Annotated in this window: 21 protein-coding genes; 4 read left to right on the top strand and 17 right to left on the bottom strand. The window is 41.0% G+C overall.

What is annotated here, in order from left to right; translation table 11 throughout:
• The 8 genes from rseP to rpsB all read right to left on the bottom strand — a co-directional run bounded on the left by rseP (position 1) and on the right by rpsB (position 7,636).
• The gene (gene rseP / locus JG479_RS05240; RefSeq protein WP_200220084.1) at positions 1–1,353 is read right to left on the bottom strand and encodes a sigma E protease regulator RseP; all 1,353 of its coding nucleotides are present in this window, start codon (positions 1,351–1,353) and stop codon (positions 1–3) included.
• 1 nt (position 1,354) lies between these two features.
• Complete coding sequence (ispC, locus tag JG479_RS05235; RefSeq protein ID WP_154903577.1) at positions 1,355–2,560, bottom strand: 1-deoxy-D-xylulose-5-phosphate reductoisomerase; 1,206 nt, start codon at positions 2,558–2,560, stop codon at positions 1,355–1,357.
• On the bottom strand, positions 2,557–3,423 hold the full coding sequence (locus JG479_RS05230; RefSeq protein ID WP_039484373.1) for a phosphatidate cytidylyltransferase: 867 nt from the start codon (positions 3,421–3,423) through the stop codon (positions 2,557–2,559). Before JG479_RS05230 ends, ispC begins: the two co-directional genes overlap by 4 nt.
• A 19-nt stretch (positions 3,424–3,442) precedes the next feature.
• Complete coding sequence (locus JG479_RS05225) at positions 3,443–4,222, bottom strand: isoprenyl transferase (RefSeq protein ID WP_200220083.1); 780 nt, start codon at positions 4,220–4,222, stop codon at positions 3,443–3,445.
• Between the two features lie 243 nt (positions 4,223–4,465).
• Positions 4,466–4,987 (bottom strand): ribosome recycling factor, encoded by a 522-nt coding sequence (gene frr, locus JG479_RS05220; protein ID WP_442793208.1) that lies wholly within the window; start codon positions 4,985–4,987, stop codon positions 4,466–4,468.
• Positions 4,988–5,036: 49 nt separating this feature from the next.
• Positions 5,037–5,786 carry a UMP kinase gene (gene pyrH, locus JG479_RS05215; protein ID WP_024596498.1) on the bottom strand — a complete coding sequence of 250 codons (750 nt, stop codon included), beginning with the start codon at positions 5,784–5,786 and terminating at the stop codon, positions 5,037–5,039.
• A gap of 158 nt (positions 5,787–5,944) precedes the next feature.
• Complete coding sequence (tsf, locus tag JG479_RS05210; protein WP_002958320.1) at positions 5,945–6,796, bottom strand: translation elongation factor Ts; 852 nt, start codon at positions 6,794–6,796, stop codon at positions 5,945–5,947.
• Between the two features lie 111 nt (positions 6,797–6,907).
• A complete protein-coding gene (gene rpsB / locus JG479_RS05205; RefSeq protein ID WP_002958321.1) occupies positions 6,908–7,636 on the bottom strand; it encodes a 30S ribosomal protein S2 in 729 nt (242 codons plus the stop codon).
• A 271-nt stretch (positions 7,637–7,907) separates the two neighbouring features.
• Here rpsB and map point away from each other — a divergent pair, with 271 nt between their 5' ends.
• Genes map through dapD form a run of 3 tightly spaced genes read left to right on the top strand, consistent with a single transcriptional unit; the run spans position 7,908 to position 12,179 of the window.
• Positions 7,908–8,693: a type I methionyl aminopeptidase gene (gene map, locus JG479_RS05200; RefSeq protein ID WP_002958322.1), complete on the top strand. Its 786-nt coding sequence runs from the start codon at positions 7,908–7,910 to the stop codon at positions 8,691–8,693.
• Positions 8,694–8,723: 30 nt separating this feature from the next.
• Positions 8,724–11,342 (top strand): [protein-PII] uridylyltransferase, encoded by a 2,619-nt coding sequence (gene glnD, locus JG479_RS05195; protein WP_002958323.1) that lies wholly within the window; start codon positions 8,724–8,726, stop codon positions 11,340–11,342.
• A gap of 9 nt (positions 11,343–11,351) precedes the next feature.
• A complete protein-coding gene (dapD, locus tag JG479_RS05190; RefSeq protein WP_002958324.1) occupies positions 11,352–12,179 on the top strand; it encodes a 2,3,4,5-tetrahydropyridine-2,6-dicarboxylate N-succinyltransferase in 828 nt (275 codons plus the stop codon).
• A 112-nt stretch (positions 12,180–12,291) separates the two neighbouring features.
• On the opposite strand, the gene JG479_RS05185 is transcribed toward dapD, so the two are convergent.
• Positions 12,292–13,290 (bottom strand): DUF2971 domain-containing protein, encoded by a 999-nt coding sequence (locus JG479_RS05185; RefSeq protein WP_138488755.1) that lies wholly within the window; start codon positions 13,288–13,290, stop codon positions 12,292–12,294.
• Between the two features lie 161 nt (positions 13,291–13,451).
• Here JG479_RS05185 and JG479_RS05180 point away from each other — a divergent pair, with 161 nt between their 5' ends.
• Positions 13,452–15,482, top strand: coding sequence for a BCCT family transporter (locus tag JG479_RS05180; RefSeq protein ID WP_200220081.1), 2,031 nt, complete (start codon positions 13,452–13,454; stop codon positions 15,480–15,482).
• 83 nt (positions 15,483–15,565) lie between these two features.
• Here JG479_RS05180 and JG479_RS05175 read toward each other — a convergent pair whose 3' ends face one another.
• The 8 genes from JG479_RS05175 to pspA form a co-directional block, all read right to left on the bottom strand.
• Entirely contained in the window at positions 15,566–15,910 is a 345-nt protein-coding gene (locus JG479_RS05175; RefSeq protein ID WP_197184173.1) for a 4a-hydroxytetrahydrobiopterin dehydratase, read from the bottom strand.
• A gap of 37 nt (positions 15,911–15,947) precedes the next feature.
• Positions 15,948–16,745: a phenylalanine 4-monooxygenase gene (gene phhA, locus JG479_RS05170; protein WP_200220080.1), complete on the bottom strand. Its 798-nt coding sequence runs from the start codon at positions 16,743–16,745 to the stop codon at positions 15,948–15,950.
• Between the two features lie 237 nt (positions 16,746–16,982).
• On the bottom strand, positions 16,983–18,164 hold the full coding sequence (megL, locus tag JG479_RS05165) for a methionine gamma-lyase (protein WP_200220079.1): 1,182 nt from the start codon (positions 18,162–18,164) through the stop codon (positions 16,983–16,985).
• A 415-nt stretch (positions 18,165–18,579) separates the two neighbouring features.
• On the bottom strand, positions 18,580–19,605 hold the full coding sequence (locus JG479_RS05160) for a TIGR01620 family protein (protein ID WP_200220078.1): 1,026 nt from the start codon (positions 19,603–19,605) through the stop codon (positions 18,580–18,582).
• The gene (locus JG479_RS05155) at positions 19,602–21,020 is read right to left on the bottom strand and encodes a YcjX family protein (RefSeq protein WP_200220077.1); all 1,419 of its coding nucleotides are present in this window, start codon (positions 21,018–21,020) and stop codon (positions 19,602–19,604) included. The genes JG479_RS05160 and JG479_RS05155 overlap by 4 nt, the downstream gene beginning before the upstream one ends.
• Before the next feature lie 63 nt (positions 21,021–21,083).
• Positions 21,084–21,485 (bottom strand): envelope stress response membrane protein PspC, encoded by a 402-nt coding sequence (gene pspC, locus JG479_RS05150; RefSeq protein WP_024590986.1) that lies wholly within the window; start codon positions 21,483–21,485, stop codon positions 21,084–21,086.
• Entirely contained in the window at positions 21,482–21,715 is a 234-nt protein-coding gene (gene pspB / locus JG479_RS05145; RefSeq protein WP_008168589.1) for an envelope stress response membrane protein PspB, read from the bottom strand. Before pspB ends, pspC begins: the two co-directional genes overlap by 4 nt.
• Positions 21,716–21,787: 72 nt before the next feature.
• Positions 21,788–22,447 carry a phage shock protein PspA gene (pspA, locus tag JG479_RS05140; protein WP_007376832.1) on the bottom strand — a complete coding sequence of 220 codons (660 nt, stop codon included), beginning with the start codon at positions 22,445–22,447 and terminating at the stop codon, positions 21,788–21,790.
• Positions 22,448–22,474 lie beyond the last annotated feature (27 nt).

Raw genomic sequence — 22,474 nt, 5'->3', positions numbered from 1 at the left:
CTACAAACGCGATACATCATTGAACAAAGCGAAACATGTTAGAAAAATGAGCAACAGGGCGCCCACTTTAAAACCAAACTCTTGTGTCTTTTCAGAGACCGGCTTTTTACGAAAAAGTTCAATTATGTAATACATTAAGTGTCCACCATCAAGCACTGGTAAGGGTAATAAATTAAATACACCCAAGTTAACGCTTATTAAGGCTAAAAAGCTTAAAAAGGCCACTAACCCATAGCTTACGCTAGTTCCAGCGCCTACTGCAATGCCCACAGGGCCACTTAAATTCTTAACCGAAACCTGGCCTGTAATTAAATTACCAATCATGTCAAAACTGAGTGTAATTAAGCGCCACGTTTCTTTTGTGCCTCGCACGATACTATCGAGCGGGCCGTAATGTCTAGTCTCTACATAACCATCAGGCCATTGCTGTACAACAGGAGCAACGCCTAAAAAGCCTTGCTCAATACCGTTATTATCAATGCGCCCTTTAGGGGTTACTGTAATGGCTTTTATAGTATCTTGTCTTTTTACACTAAATTGTAAAGATTTGTTAGCTGATTGCGTAATAAGATTAACTAATTGCTGCCAATTGCTTATTGTTTCACCGTTTACAGCCAAAATTGTGTCATTAACTTGTAAATTAGCGTGTTCTGCAGCTGAGTCTTTAGTTACGGCGGCAATTGTTAAAGTTGCTTGAGGTCTAAACGGTACAATACCTAACGAGCTTAATGGTGGCACGTCTTGCTGATCTAGTTTCCACCCCTCTAAATTAAGCGTTTTAACACGTGGTTGAAGGTTTTTATCGCGCACTATCACTTCAACGCTTTCTTCACCTAAATTAGACATAAGTGCAAACGTGGCATCTTGCCAGGTCGCTATATCATCATCACCAATTTTTATAATATGTTGAGAAGGCATAATGCCCGCTTGCTCTGCCCGGCTACCCTCGGTAATACTACCTACCACAGGCTTTACCGACTGCACACCCACCATATACATTACAGCAAGAGCAAAAATGGCAAACAAAAAGTTGGCCATTGGACCCGCTGCAACTATGGCAATACGTGCTTGTACAGATTTAGCGTTAAACGATAAATGACGTTGGTTTGCCGGCACGTCATCAACACGCTCATCAAGCATTTTTACATAACCGCCTAATGGAATAGCCGCAATCACATATTCGGTATTATATTTATCGTGCCATTTTAATAGTGGCTTACCAAAGCCAATTGAAAAACGCAGCACTTTAACGCCCATTTTTCGTGCAACCCAAAAATGGCCATATTCATGTATGGCCACTAAAATACCAAGCGCTAAAATAAATGAGCCAAGATTCCAAAAAAAATCAAACATATTAATGCGCCACTTTTGTTATAAATTCTGAAGCGCTAATACGCGCTAATTTATCGCACTCTAAAATTTCATCTAAGCTTTGTACATTGGTATACGTTGCAGATTCAAGCGTTTGTGCATTTATTTTGTATATATCAGTAAAACCAATTTTACCGTTTAAGAATGCACTTACTGCTATCTCATTTGCAGCATTAACCGTTGTAGTCGCGCCCTGCCCTGCACTACACGCATCAATCGCTAATTGTAAATTTGGATAGCGAGAAAAGTCAGGCTTGGTGAATGAGAAATCACATATATCAGAGAAGTTTAACGGTTTAACGCCTGCATTAATTCGCTCCGGGTATGCAAGTGCATGGGCAATTGGCGTGCGCATATCAGGGTTACCCATTTGCGCTAAAATAGAACCGTCATGATATTGCACCATTGAGTGAATAATACTTTGTGGATGAATCACTACGTCTATATCACTGGTGTCGCAATTGAATAACCACTTAGCTTCAATAAACTCTAAGCCTTTATTCATCATAGTGGCCGAGTCTACTGATATTTTTTGACCCATCGACCAGTTAGGATGCGCCACGGCTTCACTTACAGTTACATCTTTTAGTGTGTTTATATCGCGCGTTAAAAACGGGCCACCAGAACCGGTAAGCAAAATTTTACTTACGCCATGTTGCTGTAAATTTTGATCGCCTTTGGCACTTTGTAACGAAGAAGGTAGACATTGAAAAATAGCATTATGTTCGCTATCAATTGGCAGCAAGGTCGCTTTATGTTGTTTAACTTTATCAATAAACAACTGACCTGACATAACTAACGATTCTTTATTAGCAAGGAGTACTTTTTTACCTGCTTCTACTGCACTTAATGTTGGCAGTAAACCAGCGGCACCTACAATTGCCGACATCACGACATCAACATCTGGGTGAGCACATAAGTCGCACATTGCTTGCTCGCCGTGCATAACAAGCGTTTGGCATGGTGTATTAGCTAAATAAGCAGATAACTGCTCAGCGGCTTGCTGGGTAGCCATAATCGCATAAAGTGGTTCGTGTTCAATACACAGCTCAGCCATTTTTTTTGCGTTTTGCCCTGCAGCTAAAACAAAAACATCAAATAACTCTTTATTGCGCGATACAACATCTAGTGTACTTAAACCAATTGAACCTGTTGCGCCTAAAATAACCAGCAATTGCTTTTGGCTCATAAACTAAGAGTCCACGCATAGCACATTACAAACATTGGAGCTGCAGCCGTTAAGCTGTCAATGCGATCTAAAATACCGCCGTGCCCAGGTAAACAACGGCCGCTATCTTTTAAACCGGCTTCACGTTTAAACATGCTTTCCAGTAAATCACCTACCGCAGAGAACAATGCAATAAATGCAGTCATTATCGCGTAGATAGGCCAAACACCTAAATCAACATCGGTAAAGTGACAAAATGCTAAAACAAAAATGATAGAAGCGACTACACCGCCTGCTAACCCTTCAATTGTTTTATTAGGGCTCACTTTTGGCATAAGTTTATGCTTACCAAAGCTCTTACCTGAAAAATAAGCACCAACGTCTGCACTCCAAACAATACCCAATACGACTAAAATAAGTACAGAGCCAAAATGTGTTGATTCAGCATATTGCGCACTGCGCAGCGTATTTAGTGCAAGCCATAACGGCACAAGTGTTAATAAACCTGCAATGCCGCGCATTACTAAACCTTCATTCCACGCTTTAGCCATTTCTGGATAGCGCCAAATTAAATAACTAGCAACAATCCACCAAGCAAACGAAAGCGTAAATAAGTAATTTGCATCACCTACTAGCTTGCCATTTTCCCATAGTGATTCAATAGGCCAATGTAAATTAAGCAGGCCAAGTAAGGCTGCAATCAATACAACAAAAGCACCACGTTTGAGCTTATCGCATAAACCCATAAACGCAGACCATTCCCATGCGCCTAATAATACTATTGCACCGGCAAAGTAACTAAATAACGTAAGCGGTGTATAAAAAACCAAAGCTAATGCCGATGGTGCAAGCACAAGTGAGGTTAAAATTCGTTGTTTTAACAAAATGTGACCCTTATTCTATTTAGGTTTGAGCGAGTAATTGTTTTATTTGTTCGCCCGTACAACCAAAACGTCGCTCTCTGGCAACGTAACACGCTATAGCCTCAGCAAATGCTGCTTCATTAAAATCAGGCCAAAGTGTCTCGGTAAAGTAAAGTTCTGCATAAGCAACTTGCCATAGTAAAAAATTACTAATACGAACATCGCCACCAGTGCGAATAAGTAAATCAGGTTCAGCCTGATCTGCCATGCTCATATGCTGTGCTAAGCGCTCTTCTGTAATATCTTCTGCGTTGAGTGTGCCTTGCGCAACTTGCAAAGCAAGTTGTTTAGCCGCGTTAGCCATATCCCAACGACCACCGTAATTAGCTGCAACATTTAAGCGCAATCCGGTATTATTTTCAGTCAGCTTATGCGCAGCGTCTACCTTGCTACGTAATCCTTCAGAAAATCGTGATAAGTCTCCAATAATGGTCAGTTTTACATTGTTTTTATGAAGCTTTTTAACTTCCTTTGTTAAAACAAATAAGAAAAGCTCCATTAAAGTTTTTACTTCGTCTTCAGGGCGGCGCCAGTTTTCACTACTAAAAGCAAATAAGGTTAACGATTGTATCCCTAATTTAGTACAAAACTGAACAGATTGACGAACTGCGTCTACGCCTTTTTTATGCCCATACACACGAGGTCTATTTCTAGCTTGTGCCCAACGTCCGTTCCCATCCATGATGATAGCAACATGTTTGGGTAAACATTGCTGTGAAATTGTGTCAGCATCTAGAACCATAAATATCGAGTATCCCATAAAAAAACGCCGCCTAGTATACCCTAGACGGCGTTTCAAAACTAATAATTTTAATAGGTCCTGTCGACCTTTCAGGATTGTAATTTATTCAATCTAGGCAGAACCCTTTGAGCAGCGCGTTTTTAGATTTTATGCATTGCTATCGCCTAATAATGGGAAATAACCACACTACGTAGGCTCTGCCTTGCCTTAAAACCAAACACACTACTGCAAATTCAACCTCAAAAGATAAACAGGCCCTACTTAGATTTCCATTAACTCTGCTTCTTTAGCAGCTAATAGAGTATCCATTTCTTTGATAAACCTATCTGTAAGTTTTTGAATCGCATCATCTGATTGACGCGCTTCATCTTCAGATATTTCTTTATCTTTTAATAAACCTTTTACATCGCCATTAGCATCACGACGAATGTTTCGAATAGCAACACGACCGCCTTCAACTTCGCCACGTACAATTTTGATTAGGTCTTTACGACGCTCTTCTGTAAGTGGAGGAAGTGGTACACGAATAACAGTACCTGCCGACATAGGGTTTAAACCTAAGTCAGACGCCATAATTGCTTTTTCAACAGCTTGCGCTAAAGACTTATCAAATACACCAATAGCAAGTGTACGAGAATCTTCAATTGTTACGTTAGCAACTTGGTTTAAAGGCGTTGGTGCACCGTAGTACGACACCATAATGCCATCTAGGATTGCAGGATGTGCACGGCCAGTACGAATTTTAGATAATTGGCTACCTAGTGCAGTTACACTTTTTTGCATGCGCGCTTGCGCGTCTTTTTGAATATCGTTAATCACGGTTTAATCCTAATTATTTGATTATTTCATCTGAGGCTTGTGAAGAAATAAGTGTTCCTTCTTCTTCACCCATAATTACGCGTTTTAGCGCGCCTGATTTATTCATATTAAATACGCTCAATGGCATATTGTGATCGCGGGCTAGAGTAAATGCCGCTAAATCCATAACTTTTAATTCTTTTTCAATGATTTCATTGTAGCTTAAGTGGCTGTAAAGCGTCGCTTCTGGGTTTTTAACAGGATCATCACTGTACACGCCATCCACTTTAGTCGCTTTAATTACTGTATCCGCTTCAATTTCGATACCGCGTAAACACGCTGCAGAATCGGTAGTAAAAAATGGGTTACCAGTGCCCGCTGCAAAAATAACAACGCGGCCAGTTTTCAATAAACTAATTGCTTCAGCCCAGTTATAAGCGTCACATACACCATTTAGCGGAATAGCCGACATTAAACGACAGTTTACAAATGCACGGTGTAGCGCATCACGCATTGCAAGGCCATTCATAACCGTTGCAAGCATACCCATGTGGTCGCCTACTACGCGGTTCATACCTGCTTCTGCAAGTGAACCACCACGTAAAAAGTTACCTCCACCAATAACTAAACCCACTTCTACGTCAAGCTCTACTAGCTCTTTAATTTCTTGTGCCATACGGTCTAAAACTTTAGGGTCGATGCCGAAGCCTTCGTCTCCCATTAAAGCTTCACCACTTAATTTGAGAAGAACACGTCTAAAAATAGGTTTGCGATTGATAGTCATAGTATAGGGGCCAACTTTTATTGAATTATGGATAAAAAATAACCGCGCTTATGTTAAACATAAAAGCGCGGTTATTTTAAAGAATTTCTAGCTGTGAAGCAAAACCAAATAGTACTTTAATTGCATCTAATTTCCTTTTGCATCACAAATAGTTAATCTTACTGACCTTTAGCAGCTGCAATTTGAGCAGCAACTTCAGCAGCAAAATCTTCTTCTTTCTTCTCGATACCTTCACCAACTTCTACACGTACAAAGCCAGTAACTGTTGCGTTTTTCTCTTTAAGAATATCGCCAACAGATTTTTTAGGTTCCATGATGAAAGCTTGACCAGTAAGAGAAACCTCACCAGTGAATTTTTTCATGCGACCAACAACCATCTTCTCAGCGATTTCAGCAGGCTTGCCTTCATTCATCGCGATTTCGATTTGTACTTGCTTTTCTTTTTCTACAACGTCAGCTGGTACGTCTGAAGGAGTTAAGTACTCTGGACGTGAAGCAGCAACGTGCATTGCAACGTGCTTAAGTGTTTCTTCATCAGCAACACCTGCAACAACAACACCGATACGGTCGCCATGACGGTACTCAACTAGGTTTTCACCAGCGATGTACTGCAGACGACGTACGTTGATGTTTTCGCCAATTTTAGTTACTAGCTCAACACGGTCTTCTTCAAACTTAGCTTGTAAGTCTTCGATAGTAAGAGTGTCAGCAATTGCAGCTTCAGCAACTTTATCAGCAAATGCTAAAAAGCTTACGTCTTTTGCAACGAAGTCTGTTTGACAGTTAACTTCTACTAGTACTGCAACACCAGCGTTTTGCTTGATGATGATAGTACCTTCAGCAGCAATGTTACCTGCTTTTTTAGCTGCTTTAGCAGCGCCACTTTTACGCATGTTTTCAATCGCTAACTCGATGTCGCCATCAGTCTCAGTTAACGCTTTTTTACAATCCATCATGCCAGCGCCTGTGCGCTCGCGTAATTCTTTAACTAGGGCAGTAGTTACAGCCATTAGTAAATCCTCAAATCTGAAATCTGAAATCTGGTTTAGATAAGCGGGTTACCCGCTCTACAAGAATAACAAGTCTTCACCTTAAAAAGATGAAGACTTGATGATAGCTAATTACTCAGCTTCAACGAAATCGTCTTTCTCAGCTTGAGCAACGATGTTATTCTCGCGACCTTCAGTGATAGCAGCTGCAACAGCGCTAGTGTAAAGGCTTACAGCACGGATAGCATCATCGTTACCAGGAACGATGTAATCAACGCCGTCTGGGTTAGAGTTAGTATCAACGATTGCAACAACAGGGATACCTAGGTTGTTTGCTTCACGGATAGCAATGTGCTCGTGGTCAGCATCGATAACGAAAAGCGCGTCTGGAAGACCGCCCATGTTTTTGATACCACCAAGGCTCTTTTCAAGCTTTTCCATTTCGCGGTTAAGCATTAACGTTTCTTTCTTAGTTAATTTCTCGAAAGTACCGTCTTGGCTTTGTGCTTCAAGGTCTTTAAGACGCTTGATTGATTGACGTACAGTTTTCCAGTTAGTCAACATACCACCTAACCAACGGTGATTTACGAAGAACTGATCGCTTTCTAAAGCAGCTGCTTTAACTGCGTCGCTTGCTGCGCGCTTAGTACCAACGAAAAGAACTTTACCTTTGTTTGCTGCAGCACTTGATAAAAACTTAAGTGCGTCGTTGAACATTGGTACAGTTTGCTCAAGGTTGATGATATGTACACGGTTACGTGTGCCGAAGATGAAAGGCTTCATCTTAGGGTTCCAGTAACGTGCTTGGTGACCAAAGTGAACACCAGCTTGAAGCATATCGCGCATTGAAACGTTTGCCATTTTATAGATCCTCTATAGTTGTTTAGGGTTAGGCCTCCACATATCCCATAGCACCAACACCGAAGTAATTAAACTTCAAATGCACCCAAGTGTATGTGACGATACGTGTGTGTGTTAAAATAAAATTGTGTTTGCCTTAAATACAAAAAATCATTTAAGAATTTATTTGTAAAAAGACGGCGCGCTTTATACCATATTAAAATTAAATACTCAACGTCGCGTGCAAAATTTGTTCGGCGATAAATGTTAGAAACTCAACTTTGGAGCCTCAATGAGCGCTATTATCAAGACCCCTGAAGAAATAGAGAAAATGCGCGTAGCTGGGCGCTTAGCGGCCGATGTACTTGAAATGATCGGCCCTCATGTAGTGCCGGGTGTTACCACCGATGAGCTAAATACACTTTGTCATGATTATATTGTTAATGTGCAACAAGCAATCCCTGCTCCGTTAAATTATCATGGCTTTCCAAAATCAGTTTGTACGTCAGTTAATCATGTTATTTGTCACGGAATTCCAAATGACAAAGCATTAAAAGAAGGCGACAGCGTAAATATTGACGTAACTGTCATTAAAGATGGCTACCACGGCGATACTTCTAAAATGTTCCACGTTGGTACACCAAACATCCAAGCTAAGCGTCTTGCAGAAGTAACACAAGAAAGCTTATACCTTGCTATTAAAATGGTAAAACCAGGTGTGCGCTTAGGTGATATCGGCTCTGCTATTCAAAAATATGCCGAAAGTTTTAATTACTCTATTGTTCGTGAATATTGCGGCCACGGTATTGGCGCAGGATTTCATGAAGAACCACAAGTAATGCACTACGGTAAAGCGGGTACTGGCGAAACTTTAAAAGCGGGCATGTGCTTAACAATTGAGCCAATGGTTAATGCGGGTAAACGCCAATGTAAGCTACTTAAAGATGATTGGACTGTAGTAACTCGCGACCGCAGCTTGTCTGCACAGTGGGAACATACTTTATTAGTGACTGAAAATGGTGTTGAAATTTTAACGCTACGATCAGATGATACTATCGACAGGATCATAGAACACTAATAATAAATAAGAAATTAGGAGCCAGCCCACGTGGCATTACCCAACAAAGTAAAAAAGTTGCTCAGCGATGCTGAGCAACTTAGTGATTATCGCGATTGTTCTAGCTATTTTTATAAATGGTTACATAACGAATTTTCTAAACAACCGGTTGGGAATTTAATTAATGCCCGGGCTGAGTTTATTGACCGCCTACTAATTAAGCTTTTTCATGTTTACGACTTAGCGCGCGAACCTGATTTAGCATTAATAGCAGTAGGCGGATACGGACGTGGCGAGCTACATCCCTACTCCGACATCGACTTTTTATTGCTTGTAACTAAACCGCCAAGCGAAGAAATATGCGAAAAAATAGGCCAGTTTGTCACCATGCTATGGGATCTCAACTTAGAGATTGGCCACAGCGTGCGCACGATAGAACAAGCCATCGAGCAAAAACGTGAAGACGTTACTTTTGCCACCAGCTTACTTGAAAGCCGCCTTATTTTTGGTAATCATATTGAGTTTGAAAAACTCAAAACGCATATTCTAGAAACACCCGTATGGCGCTCCGGTGAGTTTTTTACTGCCAAAGTTCAAGAACAGAACTTACGTCACAAAAAGTGCCACGGCACCGCGTATAATCTTGAGCCAAACATTAAAGAAAACCCCGGTGGCCTGCGCGACTTGCAAACTATTATTTGGGTTGCAAAAAAGCACTTTAGAACCGAAACCCTACAAGAGTTAATAAGTCACGGCTACTTAACCCATGAAGAGTTTCAAGAGCTTTCAGAGTGCCTAGAAAACCTATGGAATATTCGCTTTGCACTGCATCTAGCCGCAGGTCGAGCTGAAAACCGCTTATTGTTTGATCATCAACCACAAGCAGCCGAAATTTTAGGTTTTGGTAGCGACGGTAAAGCCTCTGTTGAGCGTATGATGAAGCGCTTGTTTAGAATAATGAGCCGCGTTCGTGAACTTAACCAAATGCTACTTTCATACTTTGAGCAAAGTATCATGCCCGAAAGTAGTGAAAAAACGGTGATAGTACTCGACAGAAACTTTGAGCAAGTGGGTCATCAAATACGCGTAAAAGATCCATCTGTATTTTTTAGACGTGACCAACTTTTTGTATTGTTTGAGCACATAGCAGACAACCCTGCAATAACGCATATTTACCCAAGCACTATACGTACAATCCGCCAAGTACGCCGCCGTTTATTGGGGGATTTACAAGATTATGCAGCCTGTCGTGAAGCCTTTTTACGCTTAGTTAAACACCCTAATGGTATGGGCCGCGCATTTACGCTTATGCACAAGCACGGCATGCTTGCCGCCTACTTACCGCAGTGGCGTAATATATTTGGACAAATGCAGTTCGATTTGTTTCACGCCTACACCGTAGATGAGCATACTCACAAATTAATCAAAAATATTTACGAATACTTTGATAAAACAGGCATTAGCGAGTTTCCTATTTGTAGTGAAATAGTCACTCGCATGGATAAACCAGAGCTACTTTATTTAGCCGGTATATTTCACGACATTGCTAAAGGACGAGGGGGAGATCACTCAGAACTTGGCGCTGTTGATGCTATAGCCTTTGCTAAATTACATGGCTTTTCATCCTCTGATGCAAAATTAGTTGCGTGGCTTGTAAGTAACCATTTACTTATGTCGGTTACCGCGCAGCGTAAAGATATTAACGACCCTGCTGTAATAAAAGACTTTGCAACACGTATTAAAACAGAACGCCAACTCGACTATTTATATTGTTTAACCGTTGCCGACATCCGTGCAACCAACGACAACTTATGGAACGATTGGAAAAACACCCTACTGCGTGAGTTGTACTTGCACACGCAACGCGCATTACGCTTAGGGCTTGAAAACCCAATGGATCAGCGCGACCAAATTCGCGATAAAAAGCACCAAGCTAAACAACGTCTACTCAACTTAGGTTACCCTGAAAATAAAATTGATTTAATTTGGAGCCGCTTTAAAGCCAACTACTTTACCGCCTTTAGCGAACAGCAAATATCGTGGCAAAGTGAGCATTTATTAACTAGCACCGATTTAAGCCAACCCAGTGTAATTGTATCTAACAAAGCAATGCATGGGGGTACACAAGTATTTGTATACAGCCCCTACTCTGGTGCGCTATTTGCGAGATTAGTGAGTGTAATTGGCTCTAAAAAAGCACAAATACAACACGCGCAAGTACTGACCACAAAAGACGGTTACGTCCTGTTTAGTTTTGTAATACTTGAAGTAAGTGGCGACCCTATTGCAAGTGGTCGAGCGCAGTCAATTAAACGCGGGCTTGAGCAAGCACTTAGCGATCCGCGTAAAAAAATTCGCTTTAAAAAGAGCCGTTCTCAACGCTTTAAAGATTTTAATATTAAACCTAAAATTGTATTGCGCCCACATGCACGCAAAGACCGTAGCTTAATAGAAATTCAAGCCGTCGATATACAAGGTTTACTAACCAAAATAGCCGAAGTTTTCCAAGCGCATTTACTACACATTCACGCTGCCCGTATTACCACGGTGGGTGAACGTGCAGAGGATTTCTTTGTCGTATCTAATAACGAATACCAAGCGCTGACTGATGAAGAGCAAGCAAAAATTCATCAGGCATTACGTAAAAAATTCAACGCCGAAACAGAATAGAGGACACACATGTCAGATTTAAAAACGATGATCGAAAACGCATGGGACAACCGCGATAGCATTAGCCCAAGCACAGTATCAAGCGACGTAAAACAAGCCATTATTGACGCACTTGATTTACTTGATAGCGGCGCAGCACGCGTTGCTGAAAAAATATCGGGTGAATGGGTTGTACACCAGTGGCTTAAAAAAGCAGTTTTACTGTCGTTTCGTATTCGCGACAACCAACCAATGAACGACGGCGTAAACCAGTTTTACGACAAAGTACCACTTAAATTTAGCGACTACACGCCAGAGCAATTTCAGCAAGGTGGTATGCGCGTAGTACCAAACGCAGTAGCGCGTAAAGGCAGCTTTGTAGGTAAAAACGTCGTACTCATGCCATCGTACGTAAACATTGGCGCATACGTTGACGACGGCACTATGGTTGATACATGGGCGACTGTAGGCTCGTGTGCACAAATAGGTAAGAACGTACATTTATCAGGTGGCGTAGGCATAGGCGGCGTTTTAGAGCCTCTACAAGCTAACCCAACTATCATTGAAGACAACTGTTTTATTGGCGCACGTTCTGAAATTGTGGAAGGCGTAATTGTTGAAGAAGGCGCGGTAATTTCAATGGGCGTTTACATCAGCCAAAGCACCCGTATTTACGACCGTGAAACTGGCGAAATTCACTACGGCCGCGTACCAGCAGGCGCAGTAGTTGTACCAGGCGCACTACCGTCAAAAGATGGCACCCACAGCCTTTACGCTGCAATCATCGTTAAAAAAGTAGATAAGCAAACACGTGAAAAAGTAGGCATTAACGCCCTACTTCGCTCAATTGATGAGTAACACGTAGGTTAAGTTGAGTGAAACGAAACCCAACGATACGTTGAAGTTAAGTGTTTTAGCTAAACTTTAATTGTATATAGAAAAGCTCTAAGCCCTTTGGGTCTAGAGCTTTTTAAATTCTTCTAAATGAAGTTTGAGTCCTGGACACCTCTACATTAAAATTCAATGAACTCAAAAAAGACTTTAAGCCTTTAACAGCTAACTCATTATTTTCTGATGGTCCTATTATAATTTCTTCAATTGAATTTTTAGGAAAAGGTATCGCTCTATATGGGGCTATAATGCCAGACTTTAGGGTTCTGTAGCATAAAGGAAAAAACTCTTTCACTCCATTTTCAAGCTTTATAAAATCAATATTAGAGGAGTCTATAAAATCAAAATAACCCTTTTCAGTATTTTCATTTAATGAGACTAAACCAGGGTAAAAAAGAGTAAAACGATACTCTTCTTCATATTCGAACGCTTGATCTTTTATGCTAGCAATCTTAAAAATCGCTTCATTAAAAATTTCAATTGCAGCAATAGCACATTTTTCATTTAGATCATTTCCATTTAAATTTGGATCTAACACATAACTTAAAACCTCAGGCAGATAGTGTTCTTCAATTAAAGAATGAAGCATTTCCTCAGTTGGTTGGTAATCAACATCATCATAGCCACTCAAAAGTTTTCTTTGCCTAAAGTACTCATCATCAAATAGATTTTCTTTATTAAACTTTATGCAATATGAAGTTTGCTCTGACCCGTAAGTTAGCCAGTGGTTTAGGCTATCACGCTTAGTTGTAAATGAAGTGGTATAAATTTCATCAATGGTATTATTATCAATTATATTCCATAGAAAATTTAAAAAACGATTTGCGAGATGCACGTCCTTACTTCGCATTTCTTTTTGGGTAACATCTAAAGGTATATTTTTGTGTTTGGCATAAATTTCTTCGAGTTTGATTTGTGAAAACTCAGACAAACTCCCTCTGAGTGATTTTATTCTATCAATACCTTGCTTTATTTCTCTAAAATCATTTAGATATTCTGCGTTAGTAGCCCATAAACTTTTGCTCTCTAAAATCCCCTTTAAACCATCTGCAGAAGTGTAGTGATAAACGTATTCCATATTTAAAATCCCAAGTAATGTTAATCTTTAGTTTAACCTTGATAAGTAGCAACAATAAAATTTGATAATCTTAAACAAGAGACTGAATTAGCCAACGCACCCAAGATATAATAAGGTAGTAAAGCATAATTGAAAGTTAGCAATCAATATTAAGGATTAATATGACAAAAACTGCTTTACGCTCAACTATTTTACTACCTGTATTTTTGCCTGCAGTGTTTATTATTCTGCTCTTGGTAATTGGTACAAGTAGCAATCCTGAACTTGCAGGGCAAGCATTTAGTATCACCCTCAAGTGGATAACAGAAACCTTTGGCTGGTTTTATATGTTATCAGTCGCGATTTTCTTAGTTTTCATCGTTTGTGTTGCAGTCTCAAGTTGGGGAAATATTAAGCTGGGCCCTGATCATGCGCAGCCACAATACAGCTTCGCCGAATGGTTTGCCATGCTATTTTCGGCCGGCTACGGAGTCGCATTACTATATTTTGGTGTAGCAGAGCCCGTACTCCATTATGCATCTCCGCCCGCGGGCGCAGCAGAAACCGTCGATGCTGCCAAGCAAGCTATGCAAATTGCATTTTTTCATTGGGGTTTTCACATATGGGCAATCTATGGGATTGTCGGCTTAGTCCTTGCTTATTTTGCATTTCGCCATGGCCTTCCACTGTCGATTCGCTCAGCGTTGTATCCACTTATTGGTGATAAAATATATGGCCCTATTGGTCACACTGTTGATGTGTTTGCCATATTAGGCACGCTCTTTGGTATTGCTACAACACTAGGACTTTCCGTTACCCAAATTAATGCAGGGCTGCATTATTTATGGCCAAGTATTCCTATTAATACCACTGTACAAATTACTGCTATTGCCATTATTACCGCAGCGGCTACTTTCTCTGTAGTGGCTGGTATGGATAAAGGTGTAAAGCGCTTATCTATTGTAAACATGACACTTGCAGTGTCATTAATGGCCTTTGTATTTTTTATTGGCCCTACTATTCATATCCTTGAATCGTTTTTACAAAATACCGGCAGCTACCTAAGCGGTATTGTTGAGCGTACTTTTAATTTACAAGCATATAGCCGTAGTGATTGGATTGGTAACTGGACACTATTTATATTTGGCTGGACTATTGCTTGGGCGCCATTTGTTGGCATGTTTATCGCCAAAATTAGCCGCGGCAGAACCATCAGGCAATTTGTTGTAGGAGTGATGTTAGTTCCGACTATTTTTACCTTTTTGTGGTTTTCTGTGTTTGGTGATACCGCGTTAAATCTAATAATGAATGAAGGGTTCAATACTTTAATTACTGATGTTCAAGCCAACCAAGCTGTTGCATTGTTTCAGTTATTTGAGGTGCTACCGCTATCATTTATTATTTCGCTACTCACCGTTATTCTAATCATTACCTTTTTTGTAACCTCGTCTGACTCAGGATCATTAGTTATTGATTCCCTCGCCTCTGGCGGTAATATTAATACGCCCGCATGGCAACGCGTGTTTTGGGCTGTGCTAGAGGGCGCTGTGGCTGCTGTTTTATTAGTGGCAGGAGGGTTAAGTGCGCTACAAACTATGACTATAGCCAGTGCCTTACCCTTTGCGATTATTATGCTTATTGCAACCGCTGGGCTTTGGCGAGCACTCATTATTGAAGGCCATCGCGATACTAGTTTACAAGCACATGCGCTCAATGGCCGTAATATCAACTTATCTCATTGGAAGCGCCGTTTAGCCGCCATGGTTAATTACCCCAATAAAGAAAAAGTACACACCTTCATTAGTAGTGTGGTGGTACAAGCAATGCAAGCCGTTCAGGCTGAATTAAAAGCTCGACAATGGCATGCAGAGGTTGATTTTGATACCGACTTAGGCCGTGCTCATTTAACTGTGCTACGCCATGAGCATGTTGATTTTGTATATGACATTCGTCTAACCGAACACCCAATGCCAAGCTTTGCCTATTCAGAGCTAAAGCCCAATATTGATAAGACCGAAATGCATTACAAGGCTGATGTTTTCTTACGTCGTGGTGGGCAATCTTACGATGTGTATGGTTACAGTGAAGATGATATTGTGAAGGATATTCTTGATCAATTTGAGAGTTACTTACACTTTTTAGATAACAGCCCAGGTGAGCTACCTTGGGATATGGCCGAGCACGATGACATGTTAAATAGCGATAAATCTTAAATAAGCATCGTATTTAATACACAATTAATGCAATAAAAAAGGCACTGAAAAGTGCCTTTTTAGTTTGCTCAATTAATTTTTAATTACAGCGTGTTAAATACGTCGTCTGTTTTAGCTGCGCAAATAAAGTCGTTTTTGTGTAGGCCTTTAATTGAATGGCTCCACCATGTAACCGTTACTTTGCCCCACTCGGTTAATAAACCTGGGTGATGGCCTTCGTCTTCTGCCATGTCGCCTACTTTGTTAGTAAACGCGATAGCTTGCTTAAAGTTTTTAAATTTATAAACACGTTCAAGCTGCATAATACCGTCGCGTACTTCTGGTACCCAGTCTGGGATTTTAGTAATTAATTGTGCTAACTCTTCGTCAGATACTTTTGGCGCATCTACATGACAGGCTTCGCATTTTTGTGCACTTAATGAAGACATTCTAAATCCTTACTTTTAGCTTTTGTAGCATTAATATTTAACTGGCTAATTTTTCTTTTGGTGGAAATTTTGGGTCGTGCAAACCAAGCTCTTTAGCTCGCTCAACCAAAGTCATAATATCCATTTGTGATATATCAAACAGATCATGAATCGAATTTATGGTGTAGTACTGTGGTTGCATAATATCAATACGGTACGGCGTACGCAGTACATCAAGCACATTTATTGGACTGATTTCTGGCGTATTTGAGTATACGTACTGAGTCTCTCCTGGGCTTGATAAAATACCGCCGCCGTAAATACGCAGGCCATGTTCGGTTTGCATTAAACCAAATTCGACTGTGAACCAGTATATACGCGCAAGGTATACACGGTCCTTTTTCTGCGCTGCGTAACCTAATTGCCCGTACTTATGCGTAAACTCGGCAAAGTCAGGGTTAGTTAGCATGGCGCAATGGCCAAATATTTCATGAAAAATATCTGGCTCTTGTAGGTAGTCAAATTCTTCGCGGCTACGAATAAATGTAGCTACCGGAAACTGCTTGTTTGCCAGTAATCTAAAAAACTCATCAAAGTCGATAAGCGCAGGTACTGGTGCAACTTGCCAACCGGTAGTGGCTAGTAACACTTCGTTTAGCTCGCTTAACTGCGGAATACGATCGTGCGGCAGGTTAATCTTTTTTAACCCTTGCATGTACTCATCGCAGGCTTTGCCTTCAATGCACGCAAGTTGGCGCGCTACAAGCTCAGACCAAATTTTATTTTCTTCATCACTCCAATGTATAACACCATTTTCGTCTGGTGTTTTGGATGTGTATTTACTTGCTTTAGCCATAAGTACCTTCTTGGGTGTGAGCCCTAAATCGGTGTCAGTGTGATACTCAAGTCTATTGAATATCGAATGACCCCATACTATGCAAAAGTGAAGAAAAGTTTAATAGATAGGCTAACATCAGTATTTAGCGCGATCAACTAGATCGTAAAGTTAAAATTACACACGTGGCACATTAGAAATACAGACCTTTAAATAAAGGCCTGCAGCTTATTTTTATGTGTATACAATTAAGTACATCTAACCAATTTTAGTAAAAGCTTGGTCTAAATCACTAATAATGTCGTTAACATCTTCAAGCCCAACCGAGAGCCTGATCAGCCCATCACTTATTCCAGCGGCGGCTCGCTCCTCTGGCGTATAAGGCGAGTGAGTCATAGATGCAGGATGCTGAATTAGTGTTTCAGCGTCGCCGAGGCTTACTGCAAGTGTACAAAGTTTCATACTATCAATAAATTGAGCGCCATTATGTAGCGTGCCTTTTATTTCAAACGCAATAACACCACCAGCGGCTTTCATTTGATTACCAATAAACTTATAACCTGGGTGCGATTTAAGCCCCGGGTAATATACGGTGCTTACTTGTGGGTGAGCTTCTAGATATTGCGCTATTGTTTGTGCGCTTTGACAATGGCGTTCTATTCTAATAGCGAGTGTTTTTAGGCCTCGATTAATTAGCCATGCATCGTGTGGGCTTATGGTTGCACCAATATCTTTTAATACGGTCATTTTAATGTGTGTTATGTGCTCAAGCGATCCACATACAATACCCGCTACTACGTCTCCGTGGCCGTTTAAGTACTTGGTCGCACTGTGCATTATAATGTCGATGCCGTATTTTTTAGGCGATTGCAGTAGCGGCGTTAAAAAGGTGTTGTCGACCACACTAATTAAATTGTGTTCTTTAGCAACTGCGCCAATCAGTGCCAAATCAATAACCGCCATAGTGGGATTAATTGGCGTTTCTACAAATATCATTTTTGAATTAGGTTTGATGGCAGCGCGTAGTTCGTCCTCGTTGGTCATATCAACAAAAGTGACTTCGATCCCCCAGCGCGGCAACATATGCGAGAAAAACGCAAAGGTACAACCATACAAAGCACTTGAGGCAACAAGGTGATCTCCCTGCGATAAAAAGCTCAGTACTGAGGCTGATACAGCCCCCATACCTGTTGCGGTTGCAGCAGCTGCTTCACAGCTCTCTAGTTGAGCAACTTTTTGCTCAAGCTCTGTGGTTGTAGGGTTTCCTAAGCGCGTATAAATATAGCCAGGTTCGTCGCCTGCAAAACGCGCAGCACCTTGTGCGGCATTTTCAAAATGAAAGGTAGAGGTTTGATACAAAGGAGAAGTGAGTGCGCCGTGCGGGTCGTTTGCTTTTTGTGGTCCGTGAATACACTGGGTGTTTATATGATGCTTGCTCATTGTAGGCTCATTTTTTGATTATTATGTTTTTGCGATTCAACAATCAAAACGTATGCGCTTACAAACAGCAAGCATGCCGGATGCTCAGATGGCTATTTGTGTAAAAACCATGCAGCGCACGTTTGTACACAAATATTGCCACCAGGGCGTGTTGACCTTTGCGGATTGAAATTTGTTCAATCTAGGGGCGATTAAATCGCGGCGCGAGGTTTGTAACCTAGTGGGCTAAGTAAAAACCGAGCAACAAAGAGTTTATCGTCCCTAGAAAGAACCCAACGGGCAGCGCATGTTTGTCATTTATGCTGCGTTATCGCCTATTTATTGGGAATAACCACACTTCATAGGCTCTGCCTTGCCTAAATACCAAACACACTGCTGCAAATTCAACCATCAAAGATCAACACGCCCTCGTATTTTACTGCGTTGGTTCCGCCTTTTTACGGCTCATAATTTTACCTGCGATGCTTTGCACAGTGCCTTTTAGTAAGCTGCGTTTGTTTTCAAGCCGTGGTAATGGGCGACTAAGCTCCATTGCTTTGTAACCAATACGCGCTGTAAAAATACCGGCGCTGACCCCTTGCGCTGCCCGCCCCGAAAGCTTACCTAAAAGCTCAGCACTTAGTGCAGTTGCAGCAAGGTCAGATACAAGCTCTGCACTGCCTACAAACATTACTTGTTTTATCAGCATACGGTACAGCTTTATACGGCTCGCGTAGCCAAAACCAATGCCATAAATTTTACCAATTTGTTCAATTAACTTAGTACCACGCCAAAGCACAGCCATCATATCCACCAGCGCAAGTGGGCTTAGGGCAACTAGCAGTGCAGATTCAGTCGCAAAACGATTTATAAGCTTTTTAGCTTTGGTGTCTTGGGTTATTAATAAACTGTTGGCGTACAGCGTCATTATTTCTTTGTCGCTGTGATGCATCGCTACTTGGTTTTTAAAGGTTTCAAAGTTATCAAGCTCCTGATGTTTATTAAGCTTTTCGAGCCAAGGTAATGCACCGCCTACTTGCTCGCTGTTTAAAAGCCTGTCGGCTTCCACTCGGTGCAATTGGTTACGCTTTAAACTGCGCAGCATTCGGTACTCTCGCCACAATAAGCGCCCAATTAGCAGCACGCCACTTACAACTGCGGTTAAATAAACACTGCCTAAAATAATTGACTGCTCGAAAGCAAATACTAACGAGTACGCAAACTCTAAAAGCACCAGCACTATAAAACTAATAGCAAAAACACCTTTAAGTGTTTGCCACTTTGACTTTTTGTATACAGGTTCTAGATCTATTTCTGGCTCTAGTGCTTCATCTTCAAGTTCTTCGTAATCACTTTGTCCGTGCTGAATAATTTTTGCAGGTTCTAAAACGGGTTCGTTTTGCTCAATGCTTTGCGTATCTATACGACGCCCTGTTTGAAATGGTTGGTTTGACTCACTCATGTTAATTTGTCTCCTAGCAGGTACTGCATGACATGATCTAATCGAATATGTTTTAGTTGTTTATCGGGGCTCGGCATTGGAGAAAACGATAAAAACTCAAATCCCTGTGCTGGCCACTCATTTTTATTAAGCATTCGCGAGGGAGGTTGCGGCGGTAAATACGTAAGCCAATCTGGCTCGTTTAGCGGTTTACCGTAAATGCAGTCAAGCGTTTGGCCTTTGTCGGTAATCTGGCGCGGCTGCGTTGCTGTAATTGACGACATAGCCATGGTTTCTATTTTTACACCATCAAACTTTAAATGATTACTTTGCTCATGCACGAGCGAATCAAGTAGTAGTGCTAAATCTTTATGGTGTTTTGCACTTATGTGATCTGATTTATTAGCTGCAAATAATATTTTGTCTATGTTTGGCTTAAATAAACGTTTAAAAAAGCCCGACTCACCGTAATTAAAGTGTGCGAGTAATTGGTTTATTACACTGCTTTGCTCTTGGAGTGTTTCGTGCCCTTCGTTTAACGCACTAAGTACATCTACAAGTACAATTTGGCGATCGAAGTGCCTAAAATGCTCATTATAAAATGGTTTTACGACTTCTTTTATATAGGCGTTAAAACGCTTAATTAAATGCGCTAAATTAGAACCCGCAACGACATCGTCACTGTTTATTTCACCCGATACCGGAAAAAACAATAACAATGGCGCGCCTTGTAAATCACCTGGCATTAGCATGCGCCCAGGTTGTAACATGGCAAGTTTGGTGTCTTTTTTAAGCCCGACTAACATGCTTTGATAAAGCTGAGCAATATGAGCAAGTGCGTTTTCATCAACGGGAGCGTTTAAGTCAAGTTGCTCAACGGCCATTAAAAAATCACTTGATGTGTTTACGCGCGAAGGCTGAGTTAATAACGGATATTGCTGCTCGCACCATTGAGAATAGCTTTGCTCAAGCATAGGTAAATCAAGGAGCCATTCACCCGGGTAGTCAATAATATCTAAATAAAGCGTTGATTGCGGTGAAAAGTGCCCACGCAGCCCTGCATTACTTTGATACTTTATTGCTAAGCGTAGCGTATTAATACGCTCGGTAGATGCAGGCCATGTAGGCACCCCATCGCTTGGTAATAATGAATTTAGCGCGCGGGTATAATTAAACGTAGGGACTTTTAACGCCTCTTGCGGCACAACTTTAGTGGCCACATGGCGGTGCTCGCGCATTACATCAAAAAAAGGTAAGTTTTTATCGTCCGCTTGGGTTGTTAAGTGTTTAACAAGCGCGGTAATAAAGGCAGTTTTACCACTACCACTTAGGCCAGTTACGGCAAGCTTTACGTGTTGGTCTAAACTGCGATGAAGGGCTTTTTGTGCTTTGCCTTTAATGCTTTTAAAGGTCTTTTTTGCAAATGATTGGCTCATAAAGTGTCTTGCACCTAATTTGCCGTAATTTATCACGCTGCAAATAAGGTGCTATTAAATCCTTTAAAGTTTGTTAATTTCACGGCTCACCGTAAACTCGCTTGAAGTTACATGGCGCTCCATATCTTGAAGGCGAGTATCTACACGCGTTAAACGCTCTTTTAAATCTTGCAATGCGCGGCGCGGCGGCTCGCCCTTTTGCCATACTTTAAATTTTACTTCTAGCGGATCGTCATGTTTAGTTGAGCTTTTTGTTTGCGCTGTTGCGGGCTCTTTTTTATCTAAAATGAACCAGGCTGCAATATACGCTACCACAAATAATGGGCCACCCGTTAGCAGTACCGCACTAACAAATATAATGCGAACTAACCATAACTCCATATTAAAGTAGTCACTTAATCCCGCACATACTCCAGCTATTTTACCGCGTTGTGGGTCTCTTAATAATTCGCGTTTGGCACTCATACTTTGCGTCTCCATTGTGGTGACTCTTGATCAAGCAATGCTTCTAGCGTTTCTACTCTATCAGCCATTTTTTCAGCTTTGTGCGCTAGTTCAAGTAACTGGCGGTGTTCGTGTTCACTTAACCCTTGGCTTACTTGTTTTTTGCTACGGTAGTGTAAAATTAACCACAGCGGGGCAACAAAAATCATAAACATAACAAATGGAACAATTATTACATCTGAATCAAACATAATCCTCTCCTGACAATCCGTTTTGATGTTTTTAAGCTGGGGCACAAGGGCCCCATATATTTTTATATGTAATTATTTATCAGCTAACTTCTTTTTAAGTTCGGCTAGCTCATCATCTATCTTTTCATTTTTTTGTAGGTTAGCAATTTCATCCGCTAACGTCTTTTTACCTAAATCGTACGACTCAATTTGAGATTCTAGTCCATCAATTTTGGTTTCGTAACGCTCAAAGCGGTTAAGTGCTTCTTCTACTTTTGAGCTATCAAGTGTCTTTTTCACTTCAAGGCGCGACTCAGCCGAACGTTGGCGAAGTATAATCGCTTTTTGACGAGATTTAGCATCTGCTAGCTTTTCTTGTAGCGTCGTTACTTCTTGCTGTAATTTCTCAATATGAGACTCTACATGTTCAAGCTCACTCGCTACTGAAGCAACGGCATCTGCCGACTTTTGCTTTTCAAGTAAGGCTGAACGCGCTAAATCGTCGCGATCTTTACTTAAAGCCAGTTCGGCTTTATCTTGCCAATCACTTACCTGCGCTTTAAGTGTATCTAAACGGCGTACAATTTCTTTTTTCTCAGCCAATGTTTTAGCTGATGTAGAACGTACTTCAACAAGCGTATCTTCCATTTCTTGAATAATCAGACGAACCATTTTTTCTGGGTCTTCTGCTTTATCTAAAATGGCGTTGATATTAGAATTAACAATATCTGCAAAACGTGAAAAAATTCCCATAACATTTACCTCTGTAATTAAAACTTA

It is taken from the genome of Pseudoalteromonas sp. LC2018020214 (assembly GCF_016598755.1).
Lineage (GTDB): Bacteria > Pseudomonadota > Gammaproteobacteria > Enterobacterales > Alteromonadaceae > Pseudoalteromonas > Pseudoalteromonas distincta.
The sequence above is the reverse complement of the archived record's forward strand: the minus strand, read 5'-3'. Positions and strand labels throughout refer to the sequence as shown.